The organism is Streptomyces cyaneofuscatus (assembly GCF_033109485.1).
In the GTDB taxonomy this organism is placed as follows: Bacteria; Actinomycetota; Actinomycetes; order Streptomycetales; family Streptomycetaceae; genus Streptomyces; species Streptomyces cyaneofuscatus.
The window spans coordinates 4164921-4178358 of record NZ_CP137002.1 but is presented as its reverse complement, the minus strand read 5'-3'; the positions used below and the strand labels follow the sequence as shown (position 1 = coordinate 4178358).

The window sequence follows — 13438 nt, the reverse complement described above, 5'->3', positions numbered from 1 at the left end:
CCGGCCAGCGCGGTCAGCGCTCCCGCGAGTAGAAGAGGTAGAACGTGGTCAGGAAGACACCCACGCCGACCACCAGCCCCAGCACGGTCGACCGCAGCACGCTGGTGTCCGTCAGGCTCACCAGGAAGCCGATCGCGCAGGCGGTCAGAGCGCCGTACGCGAGCGCCCGCGGCCCGTGCGGCAGCGTGCGCTGGATCCGGCCCAGCGCGAAGCAGAGGGCCGCCACCGCCGCACCGGAGACGAGGCCCAGGACGACCTGCCCGCCGGTGCTGGGCCCGCCGTCGCGGCGGATGAACGCGGCGTAGAACCCGTAGATGATGCCGAGCGCCAGAGGCACCGCCACGGCGTACGGCGTGAGACTGCGGGGCCGGGCATGCGCGCGGGCCCCCTTCCGGCCGGGCATGGCTGCGTGTGTGACCATCGCGGACAGCTCCTTCCCTCGCCCCCGTCGCGCGCCCCCGTTCCTCCAGAGCACACCCGCCCGCGCGGCCCGGCAACTCGAACGGCGTACGGCCCTGAGCGGTCCGGCTCCGCAGGGGATTCCCTGGAGAAGTGCGGAACTCTTCCTCGGCGACTTCGACGACCTCGACTGCTTCGACGGCTTCGGGGATCTCTGCGGTCTCGGCGGCCCTCTCCGCCGCCCTGATCGTCCTGCTCGCCGTCCTGGTGCCGTTCAGCGCGCTGTCCGCCTGGGTCGACCTGGAGATCGACGACACCGACCGGTACGTCGCCGCCGTCTCCCCACTCTCCTCCGACCCCGTGGTGCAGAGCACGGTCACGGACCTGATCACCGACGAGGCGATGGAGCAGATCGACCTCGGCCCGCTCCAGGACACGGTCCGCGACTTCCTGCACGAGACCGTGCGGTCCTTCACCACCACCGAGGCCTTCGCCAACGCCTGGGACACCGCCAACCGGACCGCCCACGAAGCGGTGACCGCCGCGCTGGACGGCGACAGCGGCGAGGCGGTCACCATCGATCTTGCCCCGGTGATCCAGCAGGTCAAGCAGGATCTGGTGAGCCAAGGGGTGCCGTTCGCGGACCAGATCCCCGTCCAGCGGACGGAGATCACGGTGATCGGCGCCGACCGCGCGGACACGTTGAGGGACACGTTCCACTGGCTGCGCTACTGCAGCATCTGGCCGGCCATCGCCACGCTGGTCATGCTCGTGCTGGTGGTGGGCATCGCGACGGTACGGGGCGGGCTCCGGGCCGCCCTGACCGCGACGGCGGCCGTCGGCGCCGGGTTCGTCCTCGGGGCGATCGTGCTACGGAGCCTGATGGCGGTCGGCCGCAGCCGAGCACTGGACGAGGTGCCGGCCAACGACCGGGACGCGGCGGCCGCGGTGATCGACGCCCTGACCGCCTCGCTGCGGACCACGGTGTGGGTGGTGCTGGTGGTCGGGGCGGTGCTGCTGGTGGGGGCGGTGGTGGCCCGGGTGCTGCTGGGGCGGCGAAGGGCCCGGCGGGGGTGACCGTCCCGACGTTTCACGTGAAACACCCGTAGGCACGTTTCACGTGAAACAACGGGACAGAACCCACACGAAGGACCGCCGATCGGCTCAGAGCTCCCCGGCGGGCTCAGAGTCCCCCGGTGGGCTCAAAGCCCCCATGGGCTCAGAGCTCCGGCGGGCGTCCCTGGAGGCGCTCCATCTCACGGCGGTCGCGCTTGGTGGGGCGGCCCGCGCCCCGGTCCCGTACCGGAACCTGGATCGCGAGCTCGCGCGGCGGCGGGGGCGGGCTGTTGTCGACGAAGCACTCGACGGCCACCGGCGGGCCGACCCGCTTCTTCACGATCTTCGAGACGACGACCACCCGGTCCCGTCCCGCGTGCCGGAGCCGTACCTCGTCGCCGACGCGGACGGCCTGGGCGGGCTTGGCCCGCTCACCGCCGACCTTCACATGCCCGGCCCGGCAGGCGGCGGCCGCCTGGGCACGGGTCTTCGTCAGCCGGACCGACCAGATCCACACGTCGACCCGGACGCTTCCCTCCGCCTGCGGCGCGTCACCGGAAACCATGGGACCGACTGTAATGCGGACCGGGTGGTGGGTGGGCGGCAATAAGGCCGCCCACCTTCCGGGACTCACACCCCTATGTCGCGTCCGTCCTTGCGCCAGACCGCGACGACGGAGGGGCGGACGATCTTCCCCGGTCCGTCGGGCCAGGTGCTCGCCGGCTTCTCCACCGAGGCTCCGTCGACCTCGCCCGGGTGCTGGACGGCGACCAAGACGCGGCGGTCCTGGATGACCGGGCCGCAGGTCTCCGCACCGGCCGGGACAGTCAGGAACTGCTTGAGCTCACCGCGCCGGTCACCGTGGGTCGCGACGCCGAAGAGGCCGTCGTGCGAACCGAGCTGGTTGCCGTCCGTGGAGATCCACAGGTTGCCGTGGTCGTCGAACGCCACGTTGTCCGGGCAGGAGATGGGGCTGACGCGGTCCTTGGGGAAGCCGGCGAAGTACGTCGACGGGTCGTTCGGGTCGCCCGCGACGAGGAAGAGGCGCCAGGCGAACCCGTCGCTCGTCGGGTCGTCCCAGTTCTCCGCGAGCTCCAGGATCTGCCCGTGCTTGTTGAGGTTGCGCGGGTTGGCCTCGTCCGCCGGGGCCTTGCCCTCCTTGCCCCGGTCGGTGTTGTTGGTGAGCGCGACGTAAACCCGGCCGGTGCGCGGCGAGGGCTCCACGTCCTCGGGCCGGTCCATCTTGGTGGCGCCGACCTTGTCACCGGCCAGCCGCGTGTAGACGTACACCTCGTCGGCGGTCATGCCAGGCACGTGCGAGGTGGTGCCGGTGGCCAGCGGAATCCACACGCCGCTGCCGTCGAACTCACCGTCATTGGGAAGCTTTCCGCTGCCGTCGATCTCGGAGGGCGGGGAGTCACCGGTCAGCTTGGCGACGTACAGCGTGCCCTCGTCCAGCAGCGTCAGGTTGTGCTCGCGGGCGGCGCGCGAGGTGCCCTTCTTCATCCGCTTGCTGGAGACGAACTTGTAGAGGTAGTCGAACCGTTCGTCGTCGCCCATGTAGACGACCGGGCGGCCGTCGGAGGTCAGCCGGGGCTCGGCCGCCTCGTGCTTGAACCGGCCCAGCGCGGTCCGCTTGCGCGGGGTGGAGTCCGGGTCGTACGGGTCGAGTTCGACGACCCAGCCGAAGCGGTTGGCCTCGTTGGGCTCCTTCGCCAGGTCGAACCGCCGGTCGAACCGCTCCCACTTGCGCTCGGTGGCGCCGGTGCCGATCCCGTAGCGCTTGTGCTCGGCGGTGGTGCCGTTGGCGAAGTACTGGTTGAAGTTCTCCTCGCCGTGCAGCGTGGTGCCCCACGGAGTCGTGCCGCCCGCACAGTTGTTGAGGGTGCCGAGCACCCGGCTGCCGGTGCGGTCGGCGGACGTACGCAGCAGATCGCTCCCCGCCGCCGGTCCGGTGACCCGGAATTCACTCGTGGCGGTGAGCCGGCGGTTCAGCGGGTGACGGCTGACCGCGCCCAGCTTGCCGGTGCGGCTCTCCTCCTGGACGACGACCACGGAGAGTCCGTGCGCGGCCCAGGCGATCTCCACCTGCTCGCGCGTCGGGTTGGCCGGATCGTAACCGCGGAACATGAGGATCTCGTCCGTGTACTCATGGTTGGCCACCAGGACCTGACGGCCGCGCTCACCGCGGAGCGGGAGGAGCGAGAGGAAGTCGTTGTTGTAACCGAACTGGCCCGCCTGCGCCTTGGCGGTCTGCTTCTCCGGGTTGAACGCGGGCGCCCCGCGCAGGATCGGCTCGCCCCAGCGGATCACCACGTTCTGGCCGTACCCGTCGGGGACGGTGACCTTGTCGTTCTTGTTGGGCGCGACCGGCGAGAACCGCAGGCCCCGGGCGCCGGACGGGGCCGGTTTGTGGGGCGGGTGCGGTTTGTGGCCGTGGCCGGCGAGCGCGGCGGCCTCCGCCTGCGGGGCGTTCGGGCCGGTCAGCGCCGCCGTTCCGGCTGCGGCGGCGACCGTCACGACGGCGGCTGCGCGCATCATCGAGCGACGCGAGACGGCACGGGCGATGATGTCGCCGGCGTACTCGTTGTCGCTGGTGTTGGGGATCTCCTGGAAGCAGGCGTCCCCGCAGCGGAAGCGGCAGGTCAGCGCGGAACGCCCGCCCGGGTGGGAGCTGATGAGCGGCAGCAGATTACGCACGTGGATTCCCTCCGTCGGTGTGTCGTGCGTGACGGTAGGTGCGCCCACACGCGGTCCGAGGGACTCCCGGTGAACGGGGGGTGAAGTCCGGGCCACCGCTGTTCCTTTGAAGCGGTACGCGGACACCGCGCCGGACTCGGTCGGGGATCGGTTTCGGCTCGGTTGGCGCAGGGGTGGGCCGGACCGGCGAACGGCCGGATCCGGCCGCTAACCTTACGTATCCGTCCTGGCCAGGGATGAAATCGCCCAGGTCGGACATTCCCCGCACCCAACTCATGCGAAAGGCCTCGCTCATGGGCATTCGGAGCTTGCTGCGTAAGGTGTTCGGCCGCACGGAGCAGGACGAGCCGACCACGGCCACCGTCCCGCCCCAGGCCGAGCGCACTCAGTCCACGGAGCCGGAGCCGGAGACCACTTCGTCGGCCGGGTCCACGTCGGAGACGAAGGCGTCCGAGCCGAAGCCGTCGGAGCCGAAGCCGTCGATCCCGGCCCCGGCTTCGCCGGTCGCGGAGACCACCGACGGTGACGCCGGTGCCGCGGACCTGGTGGCCGCGGCCTTCGACAAGGCGGCCACCTCCCCGACGCCCTCTCCCACGCCGACCGTGCCCGCACAGGGCTCGGGACCGGACGCGGAGCCGGTCGCGGAGCGGAAGGCGGAGCCGGTCGTCGAGCCCGTCGTGGAGCCGGTCGCGGAGCCCGTGGCTGAGCCCGTCGCGGAGAGCGTGGCCGAGCCGGTCGCCGAGCCCGCCGCCGAACCGGACGTCGAGCCGAAGGCGGAGGCCGTGACCGAGCCGGTCGCGGAGCCGAAGGCGGAGACCGTCGCTGAGGCCGTCCCGGAGCCCGTGGTCGAGCCGGTCACGGTGGAGGAGCCCGCCGCGGAGCCGGTGAAGGCCGAGGAGCCCGTCGAGGCGGACGAGCCCGTCAAGGCCGAGGAGCCCGCACCGGCCCCGGTCGTGGAGCCGGTCGCGGCCCCCATCACGATCGACTTCGACCTCGACCCGGAGCCGGCCGCCGAGCCGGAAGCCCAGGCAGGCCCGAAGCCGGAAGCCGAGCCGGAGGCCAAGCCGGAAGCGGAAGCAGCCCCCGCACCGGAAGCCGAAGCCGCCCCGAAGGCCGCAGCCCCCACCGAGGTCAACGAGGCCGCCGCCACCACCGAGGCGACCCCCGAACCGGCAGCGGCCGTCCCCGCCGCCCCCGCGCCCCCCAAGGCCTCCCCCGCAGCCAAGCCCGCCACCCCCCTCGCCCGGGTCACCCAGCGCGCGCCCCAGCTCGTCGCCCCGTACAAGGCGGCGCAGGCGGCGCTCAAGGCGCACGGGCTGACCGGCCTCCGCGCCCGCGTCTACCTGGTGCTCGACCGCTCGGGCTCCATGCGGCCGTTCTACAAGGACGGCAGCGCCCAGCACCTGGGCGACCGCGCCGTGGCCCTCGCCGCCCACCTGGACGCCGACGCCACCGTGCCCGTCGTCTTCTTCTCGACCGACATCGACGGCACCGGCACGATCGAGCTGGCCGCCCACGAGGGCCGCGTCGACGAGCTGAACGCGGGCCTCGGCCGCCTGGGCCGGACGAACTACCACCGCGCGGTCGAGGAGATCGTGGCGCACCACGAGAAGGCGCAGGACGCCGGGCCGGCTCTGGTGATCTTCCAGACGGACGGCCCGCCGGACGCCAAGCAGCTCGCCCGCCAGGCGCTGGCGGACGCGGCGCGGCTGCCGCTGTTCTTCCAGTTCGTCGCGTTCGGCGAGCAGGACGGGAAGGGCTTCGACTTCCTGCGGAAGCTGGACGCCCCCAACGCCGCCTTCTTCCACGCCGGCCCGGCCCCGCGCGAGGTCGCGGACGCCGAGCTCTACCGCGCGATCCTGGCCGGGCTCCCGGCCTGGATCGCGGCGCGCGAGGAGCGCTCCGAAGGCTGAGCGACGGGCTGATCGACCGGCAGCCGTACGGTCACGGCGAGACCGCCGCCCCCCGGGCCCGGTACCGCCGTGACCGTACCGCCGTGGGCCACCGCGATGGACCGCACGATGGACAGCCCGAGACCCGATCCCGGGCCCATCCGGTCGCGCCCCTCGCCCCGCCGGAACGGCTCGAAGAACCCCGCGATGTCGGCCTCGGAGACCACCGGGCCGGTGTTACGCACCACCAGGGCGCCGTCACAGGTCAGCGAGACGTCCACCGAGCCGCCCGGCACGTTGTACGTGACCGCGTTGGCGAGCAGGTTGGACACCAGCTGGGAGAGCAGCAGCCGGTTGCCGCGCACCGGACAGGCCGCCACCTCGACGCTCACCGGAGGACGGCCGTCCGCTCCAGGCCGCCGGGCCGTCTCCTCCGCCACCACCCGGTCGAACCGGATGTCCTCACGCTCGTCGGCGGCCAGCCCCCGTTCGCTGCGGGCCAGCACGAGCAACCCCTCTATGAGTCGCTCGCTGCGCCGGTTGGTGTCCAGCAGCGTCTGCCGGGTACGGACGAGGTCCTCGGGGGTGGGGTCGTCCAGCCCCACCTGGATCGCCGCGCGCTGGGTGGCGAGCGGGGTCCGCAGCTCGTGCGAGGCGTTCGCGATGAACCGGCGCTGGCTGTCGAACGCCTTCTCCAGCCGGGCCAGCAGCGCGTCCAGCGTCTCGCCCAGCTCCTTCAGCTCGTCGTCAGGGCCGCTGGAGGCGATCCGCTCGTGCAGCGTCCGCTCCGAGAGCCGGCGGGCCTTGGCCGTCATCGCGTGCACGGGCCGCAGCACCCGGCCCGCGATCCACCAGCCCACGCCGACCGCGCCCGCCGTCATCACGAGGAGTGCGGCGACGGACCAGTACATGTGCTGCTTGCTCGCCGCGTCGCTGACGTGGTCGGTCAGTTCGTAGGCCGTAGGAGCACCGACCGAGCTGCGGGCGATGAACGGACCGTTGACGGTGTACCCGGGCGGAACGACGGTGACGGAGGAGGCGATGGCCCGCGCCTCGGAGTCCGTACCGGCACGGGAGGCCACATTGACGGTGGCGAGCAGGGCCGTGCCGAGGACGAGGAAGACCCCTCCGTACACGAGGGCAATGCGCGTCCTGATCGTCGAGTGCGGCAGCGTCGACGCCTCCACCAGCCGCCGCAACCGCGACCGCAACCGGAACCGGACCCGGCCCTTCACAGGGCGTACCCGACGCCCTGAACGGTGCGGATCAGGGCGGGCTCACCGAGCTTGGCGCGGAGTTTGCTCATGCAGACGCGTACGGCTCCGGTGAACGGATCGGCGTTGGCGTCCCAGGCCCGCTCCAGCAGCTCCTCCGCGCTGACCGTCCCGCCGTCCGCCTCCAGGAGCAGTTGCAGCACGGTGAACTCCTTGGGCGACAGATCCAGCTCCCGGCCGTCGCGGAGCGCGGAGCGCCGTACGGTGTCGAGCCGGATGCCGTGGCGTTCCAGCTGGGGCGGTACGGGTCTGGCGCTGCGGCGGCGCAGGGCGCGGACCCGGGAGACCAGCTCGGGGAACTCGAACGGTTTGCTGACGTAATCGTCGGCGCCCAGATCGAGCCCGGCGACCCGGTCCTCCATGGAGCCGGAGGCGGTCAGCATCAGGATCCGGGTGCGGGAACCGGAGGCGACCAGGCGGCGAGCCACGTCGTCGCCGTGGACGCGCGGGAGGTCGCGGTCGAGGACGACGACGTCGTAGTCGTGCAGCCCGAGGTAGGCGAGGGCCGCGTCCCCGCTGTAGACGGTGTCGACCGCGAAGCCGGCCCGGCGCAGCCCGGTCGCGACCAGTTCCGCGAGGATCTCCTCGTCCTCGGCGACCAGTACCCGCATGGTGATGTCCCCTGCCTCGTGCACGCTTGTCCGCTCCCTCCCAGGATGCGACTTTCCTGGGGGAACCATTACGGGAAGGGATGTTTCGCAAAGCTCTCCACCGGAGGGCGGCACTCCGCCTACGCGCGCAGCCGCCGTTTATCGATGTGAGTGGATCTTCAACGGACCGTTAGGATTTCGACCATGGCGGCCACTGGATCCGAGAAGCAGGGGGCGACGGCGTACTACGTCTCGACCCCCATCTACTACGTCAACGACGCTCCTCACCTGGGCCACGCCTACACGACCGTCGCAGGCGACGTGCTCACGCGCTGGCACCGCCAGCGCGGCGAGAAGGTGTGGTACCTCACCGGCACGGACGAGCACGGTCAGAAGATCATGCGCACGGCCGAGGCGAACAACGTCACTCCGCAGGCTTGGTGCGACAAGCTCGTGGAAGAGGCGTGGAAGCCCCTCTGGGAGCATCTGAACATCGCGAACGACGACTTCATCCGGACGACGGAGAAGCGGCACACCGACCGTGTGCAGGAGTTCGTGCAGGACCTGTACGACAAGGGCGAGATCTACAAGGGCGGGTACGAAGGCCCGTACTGCGTGGGCTGCGAGGAGTACAAGCTCCCCGGTGATCTGCTCGACGGCGAGGGCGAGTTCGCCGGTCAGAAGCTCTGCCCGATCCACAAGAAGCCGGTGGAGCTCCTCAAGGAGGAGAACTACTTCTTCAAGCTGAGCGAGTACGGCCCGAAGCTGCTGGAGTTCTACGCGGCGAACCCGGGCTTCATCCAGCCCGAGTCGGCCCGCAACGAGATCGTGAACTTCGTCGAGCAGGGCCTCCAGGACCTGTCGATCTCGCGCTCCACGTTCGACTGGGGCGTCCCGGTCCCGTGGGACGACAAGCACGTCATCTACGTCTGGATCGACGCGCTCCTGAACTACGCGACGGCCGTGGGCTACGGCGCCAACCAGGAGAAGTTCGACGGTACGTTCCCGGCGGACGTGCACCTGATCGGCAAGGACATCCTCCGCTTCCACACGGTGATCTGGCCCGCGATGCTGATGGCGCAGGGCCTCCCGCTCCCCGGCAAGGTCGTCGCCAACGGCTGGCTGATGGTCGGCGGCGAGAAGATGTCCAAGTCGAACCTGACCGGCATCAAGCCGCAGGACCTGACCTCGCACTTCGGCGTGGACGCGTACCGCTGGTACTTCCTGCGGGCCATCGCCTACGGCAGCGACGGGTCGTTCTCCTGGGAGGACTTCACCGCCCGCTACACCTCCGAGCTGGCCAACGACTACGGCAACCTCGCCTCGCGCGTGGCGGCCATGGTCGGCAAGTACTTCGGCGGCGCGCTGCCGGAGGCCACGGCCGCCGGTGACGCCGAGCGGGCCGTGCAGGAGGGCCTGGCGAAGGCCGTCGCCACGGCGGACCAGAAGATCGGCGAGGAGCTGGACTTCCAGTCCGGCATCCTGGCGATCTTCGACTTCGTGAAGCAGGTCAACGGCTACATCACGGAGCAGGAGCCGTGGAAGGTGGCCAAGGACACCACCCCCGAGGGCCAGGCCCGCCTGGCGACCATCCTCTACACGGCCGCCGAGGCGCTGCGCGGGGTCGCGGTCCTGCTGAACGCCGTGATGCCGGAGACCTCGCAGAGCCTGTGGGAGTCCCTCGGCGCCGAGGAGTCCCTGGGTGCGCTGGCCGACCAGAAGGTCCAGGACGCGGGCACGTGGGGCACCCTGCCCGCGGGCGCGACGGTGACGAAGGGCGCGGTGCTGTTCCCCCGCCTGGAGGAGAAGCCGGCGTAACCGCAGACGTACGTACGTGAGGAGCCCAGGACCACGAACAACGGTCCCGGGCTCCTCGCATACGACGTCAGGTCAGCGCGTCCAGTCTTGAGCGGCTCGGGGTCCAGCTCGATCCCGACCGGGTCGGGGAGGGTGACGGTCTTGCCGTACGGCACCGTCACGACCTGCTCGTAGCGCACGCCGTCGGGCTGCGAGTGGACCTTCACCTCGCAGCTGTCCCGGTCGATCAGCAGGTAGACGGGGATACCGGTCTCGGCGTACGCCCGCGGCTTCTCGACGCGGTCGCGGCGGTCGGTGTCCTCGTCGTACGAGGTGACCTCGACGACCATGAGGACGTCATCGGGGCTGGCCCATTCGCCTTGGCCTGCGAAGGCGCCGCTGCGGGCGAAGCTGCCATCGGGTCGGGCGTTGCCCTCACGGTCGGCCTCGATCCGCAGCCCTTGGTTGGCGTAGAGCCATCGATCCGGGTCCGCCTGCGTGCAGAGGCGCGTCAACCAGGCGATGATCCGTCCGAGATTCCCGTCCGCCGGCGCCTTGACGCCCAGCTTCCCGTACACGAACTCCAGCCGTGGCGCCTCCTCGATCCGCAGTGCGTAACGGGCCAGTTCCTCGAAGACGTCCTGCGTCAGGACGCGGTCCCTGCCCTTGCTCACGACGGTCCCCTCCTCGCTGGGGCACACCGGGTCACGTGCACCGGGGAACGTCCTCAGCGTACGGACAGGCGCTCACCGCCCCAGCGATTCCGCGTCCCCCATCACGATCACCGGGTCCATCTCCGGGTCCAGGGTGCGCAGGAGGTCCTCCATGCGCTCCTCCGGGATGGAGACGCAGCCCTGAGTGGGGCCGCCGTGGTCGACGTGGATCCAGATGCCGCCGCCGCGTTCGAGGCCGAGGGGGCGGGTACGGTCCAGGGGGGTGACGCCCTCCGTGCGGTTGTAGTTGATCGCTACGACGTAGTCGAAGGAGCCCTCCAGCGGCTCCCCGTAGAACCCCTCGCCGTCCACCGCGAACCGGGGGTGCTCGTCGTACGGGAGCAGCGCACCCGGGTCGGGGAGGCGGCCGCCCGCGTCGGTGAGGGAGTAGACGCCCTTGGGGGACCTCAGGTCACCCGCCACGTGGTGGTCGGTCCAGCCCTCCATGCCGTTGTGGGCGTCCCACGGACCGGCGACGGCGACCCATCCCTCCGCGGGGTCCTCGCGGCTGTAGAGCACCGCGCTGGACCGGTTGGCGTCCTCGTCCTCCCCGGTGACGACGAACGCCTGCCGGGCGTCCTCGGGGATCTCCGCCCGCGTCTGCGGCCCGAGGCCCGGGATCTCCGCGGGGCTCGGCACCGCCTCGGCGGAGGGCGATGAGCGGAGTACGGAGGCGGCGTCGGACTCCGGGCCCGCGGCGCCCTGCCCCGGGGCCCCTACGGGGGCCTTCACGGGGCCGGAGGAGGCGCAGCCGGTGAGCAGCAGGGCCAGGACGAGGAGCGGTGCGGCGAGCAGGGCGGGCGGGCGGAGCGGGACGGACACGGTGGCGGGCTCCTCGGGTGACGGCGGACGGCGTGGCGGGGCGGCACGCGGCGCGAGAGGGGTGTCTCGGTGCCAGTCTTTGCCGCACCCGGCGCCGTCGAATCCGAACCGGGGCCATCCGGCTGTACCGCGTCGCCCGCCGGTCACCGGCTCGCGCGCTCCCGCAACGAAACAGCCCCCGATCAGGTGATCGGGGGCTGTTTCACGTGAAACATCCGCAGAGCGGACCGTACGGACTACGTGGCGGAGGGCTTCTCCTGAGCGGACTTCTCCGACGCGCCCGCGCCCTTCGCGGCGACCGGCTTCCGCAGCTGGATGTTCAGCTCGCGCAGCCGGGACTCGTCCAGCTCGGTCGGGGCGCCCATCATCAGGTCCTGGGCGTTGCCGTTGAGCGGGAAGGCGATCGTCTCGCGGATGTTGGGCTCGTCCGCCAGCAGCATCACGATGCGGTCGACGCCCGGGGCGATGCCACCGTGCGGCGGGGCGCCGAGGCGGAACGCGCGCAGCATGCCCGCGAACTCGTGCTCGACGGTCTCGCGGTCGTAACCGGCGATCTCGAAGGCCTTGAGCATCAGCTCGGGCTCGTGGTTACGGATGGCGCCCGAGGACAGCTCGATGCCGTTGCAGACGATGTCGTACTGCCAGGCCAGGATGTCCAGCGGGTCCTTCTCCTCCAGGTCGGCCAGGCCGCCCTGGGGCATCGAGAAGGGGTTGTGCGAGAAGTCGATCTTGCCGGTCTCCTCGTCCTTCTCGTACATCGGGAAGTCGACGATCCAGCAGAACCGGAAGACGCCCTCCTCGAAGTGGCCGGCGCGCTTGGCGGCCTCGACCCGGACGACCGACATGATCTTGGAGACCTCGTCGAACTCGCCCGCGCCGAAGAAGACGGCGTGGCCCGGGACCAGCGAGAGGCGCTCGGTGAGCGTCTTGACGTCGGTCTCGGTGAGGAACTTGGCGATCGGACCGGCCAGCGTGCCGTCCTCGCCCACGCGCACCCAGGCCAGGCCCTTGGCGCCGTGCTCGACGGCGTACTCACCGAGGCCGTCGAAGAACTTGCGGGACTGGCCCGCGGTGTCCGGGACGGGCAGTGCGCGGACGTGCTTGCCGGCGAACGCCTTGAACCCGGAGTCGGCGAAGACGTCCGAGATGTCGACGAGCTCCAGCTTGGCCCGCAGGTCCGGCTTGTCGTTGCCGTACTTCAGCATCGACTCGCGGAACGGGATGCGCGGGAACGGCGAGGTGACCTCGCGGCCGTTGCCGAACTCGGTGAAGAGCTCGGTCATCAGCTTCTCGATCGGCTGGAAGACGTCCTCCTGCTCGACGAACGACATCTCGACGTCGAGCTGGTAGAACTCGCCCGGCGAGCGGTCCGCGCGGGCGTCCTCGTCGCGGAAGCAGGGCGCGATCTGGAAGTAGCGGTCGAAGCCCGAGATCATCAGCAGCTGCTTGAACTGCTGCGGGGCCTGCGGCAGCGCGTAGAACTTGCCGGGGTTCAGCCGGGACGGGACGACGAAGTCACGGGCGCCCTCGGGGGAGGTCGCGGTGAGGATCGGGGTCGCCATCTCGTTGAAGCCGAGGGCCACCATCTTGGAGCGGATGGAGGCGATCACGGCCGAACGCAGCAGGATGTTGCGGTGCATGCGCTCGCGGCGCAGGTCGAGGAAGCGGTACTCCAGGCGCCGCTCCTCGTTGACGCCGTCCTCGGTGTTGATCGTGAAGGGCAGCGGGCCGGCCTCGCCGAGCACCTCGACCTCGGTGACCTCGATCTCGATCTCACCCGTCGGCAGCTCCGGGTTGACGTTCTCGGCGCCGCGCGCGGAGACCTTGCCGTCGATCCGGACGACGGTCTCCTTGGTCAGCTTCGCCAGGGCCTCGTTGCCGGGCGTGCCGGGACGGGCGACGAGCTGCACCAGACCGTAGTGGTCGCGCAGATCGATGAAGAGGATGCCACCCAGGTCTCGGCGATTGTGCAGCCAGCCGCTCAGCCGGACGTCGGTGCCGACGTCAGAGGCGCGGAGCTCGCCGCAGGTGTGGGACCTGTACCGATGCATCGTCGTTCATCCAGTCTTCGCAATTGGGGGTGGATTGAGCCTCCCCAGGCTACCGCCCGGCGCCGGGCCTCTTCATTTCCCTTTCCCGCCCGCTCCGGGCCCGGGCCCGCACTCGGCCGCCCCTCGGTGGCGTACGGAGAGCAC

The 13438-nt window shown here is 71.0% G+C and carries 10 protein-coding genes and 1 pseudogene; 3 read left to right on the top strand and 8 right to left on the bottom strand.

Annotated features, from left to right (window positions below):
• Positions 1 to 13: 13 nt before the first annotated feature.
• Complete coding sequence (locus tag R2B67_RS18490; protein ID WP_109978534.1) at positions 14 to 421, bottom strand: hypothetical protein; 408 nt, start codon at positions 419 to 421, stop codon at positions 14 to 16.
• A 131-nt stretch (positions 422 to 552) separates the two neighbouring features.
• On the opposite strand from R2B67_RS18490, the gene R2B67_RS18485 reads away from it, so the two are divergent.
• Positions 553 to 1476 (top strand): hypothetical protein, encoded by a 924-nt coding sequence (locus R2B67_RS18485; protein ID WP_381074291.1) that lies wholly within the window; start codon positions 553 to 555, stop codon positions 1474 to 1476.
• 142 nt (positions 1477 to 1618) lie between these two features.
• Here R2B67_RS18485 and R2B67_RS18480 read toward each other — a convergent pair whose 3' ends face one another.
• Together R2B67_RS18480 and R2B67_RS18475 are read right to left on the bottom strand one after the other, a co-directional pair.
• Complete coding sequence (locus tag R2B67_RS18480; protein WP_026241820.1) at positions 1619 to 2020, bottom strand: Hsp15 family ribosome-associated heat shock protein; 402 nt, start codon at positions 2018 to 2020, stop codon at positions 1619 to 1621.
• A 65-nt stretch (positions 2021 to 2085) separates the two neighbouring features.
• The gene (locus R2B67_RS18475) at positions 2086 to 4155 is read right to left on the bottom strand and encodes a PhoX family protein (RefSeq protein WP_317819594.1); all 2070 of its coding nucleotides are present in this window, start codon (positions 4153 to 4155) and stop codon (positions 2086 to 2088) included.
• 293 nt (positions 4156 to 4448) lie between these two features.
• Between R2B67_RS18475 and R2B67_RS18470 the strand changes: the two genes are divergently transcribed.
• Complete coding sequence (locus R2B67_RS18470) at positions 4449 to 6068, top strand: VWA domain-containing protein (RefSeq protein WP_317819592.1); 1620 nt, start codon at positions 4449 to 4451, stop codon at positions 6066 to 6068.
• Here R2B67_RS18470 and R2B67_RS18465 read toward each other — a convergent pair.
• Positions 6002 to 7282 carry a sensor histidine kinase gene (locus R2B67_RS18465; RefSeq protein WP_317819590.1) on the bottom strand — a complete coding sequence of 427 codons (1281 nt, stop codon included), beginning with the start codon at positions 7280 to 7282 and terminating at the stop codon, positions 6002 to 6004. The genes R2B67_RS18470 and R2B67_RS18465 overlap by 67 nt on opposite strands.
• Positions 7279 to 7932, bottom strand: a complete 654-nt coding sequence (locus tag R2B67_RS18460) for a response regulator transcription factor (protein WP_026241818.1) — start codon at positions 7930 to 7932, stop codon at positions 7279 to 7281. The genes R2B67_RS18465 and R2B67_RS18460 overlap by 4 nt, the downstream gene beginning before the upstream one ends.
• A gap of 183 nt (positions 7933 to 8115) precedes the next feature.
• Here R2B67_RS18460 and metG point away from each other — a divergent pair, with 183 nt between their 5' ends.
• Complete coding sequence (gene metG, locus R2B67_RS18455) at positions 8116 to 9729, top strand: methionine--tRNA ligase (protein WP_317819589.1); 1614 nt, start codon at positions 8116 to 8118, stop codon at positions 9727 to 9729.
• 86 nt (positions 9730 to 9815) lie between these two features.
• Here the strand turns inward: metG and R2B67_RS18450 are convergent.
• From R2B67_RS18450 to aspS, 3 genes and pseudogenes are all read right to left on the bottom strand, one after another.
• Positions 9816 to 10382: pseudogene (locus R2B67_RS18450) on the bottom strand (Uma2 family endonuclease); the annotation flags it as partial.
• Positions 10383 to 10454: 72 nt separating this feature from the next.
• Entirely contained in the window at positions 10455 to 11243 is a 789-nt protein-coding gene (locus tag R2B67_RS18445) for a L,D-transpeptidase family protein (protein WP_317819587.1), read from the bottom strand.
• A gap of 236 nt (positions 11244 to 11479) precedes the next feature.
• Positions 11480 to 13294: an aspartate--tRNA ligase gene (gene aspS / locus R2B67_RS18440; protein WP_018513962.1), complete on the bottom strand. Its 1815-nt coding sequence runs from the start codon at positions 13292 to 13294 to the stop codon at positions 11480 to 11482.
• Positions 13295 to 13438: the final 144 nt, after the last annotated feature.

Bases quoted from the DNA above. Each gene is read 5' to 3' on its own strand.
- R2B67_RS18490 (WP_109978534.1), bottom strand. From the start codon at position 421: ATGGTCACACACGCAGCCATGCCCGGCCGGAAGGGGGCCCGCGCGCAT.
- R2B67_RS18460 (WP_026241818.1), bottom strand. From the start codon at position 7,932: ATGCGGGTACTGGTCGCCGAGGACGAGGAGATCCTCGCGGAACTGGTC.
- metG (WP_317819589.1), top strand. From the start codon at position 8,116: ATGGCGGCCACTGGATCCGAGAAGCAGGGGGCGACGGCGTACTACGTC.
- R2B67_RS18480 (WP_026241820.1), bottom strand. From the start codon at position 2,020: ATGGTTTCCGGTGACGCGCCGCAGGCGGAGGGAAGCGTCCGGGTCGAC.
- aspS (WP_018513962.1), bottom strand. From the start codon at position 13,294: ATGCATCGGTACAGGTCCCACACCTGCGGCGAGCTCCGCGCCTCTGAC.
- R2B67_RS18470 (WP_317819592.1), top strand. From the start codon at position 4,449: ATGGGCATTCGGAGCTTGCTGCGTAAGGTGTTCGGCCGCACGGAGCAG.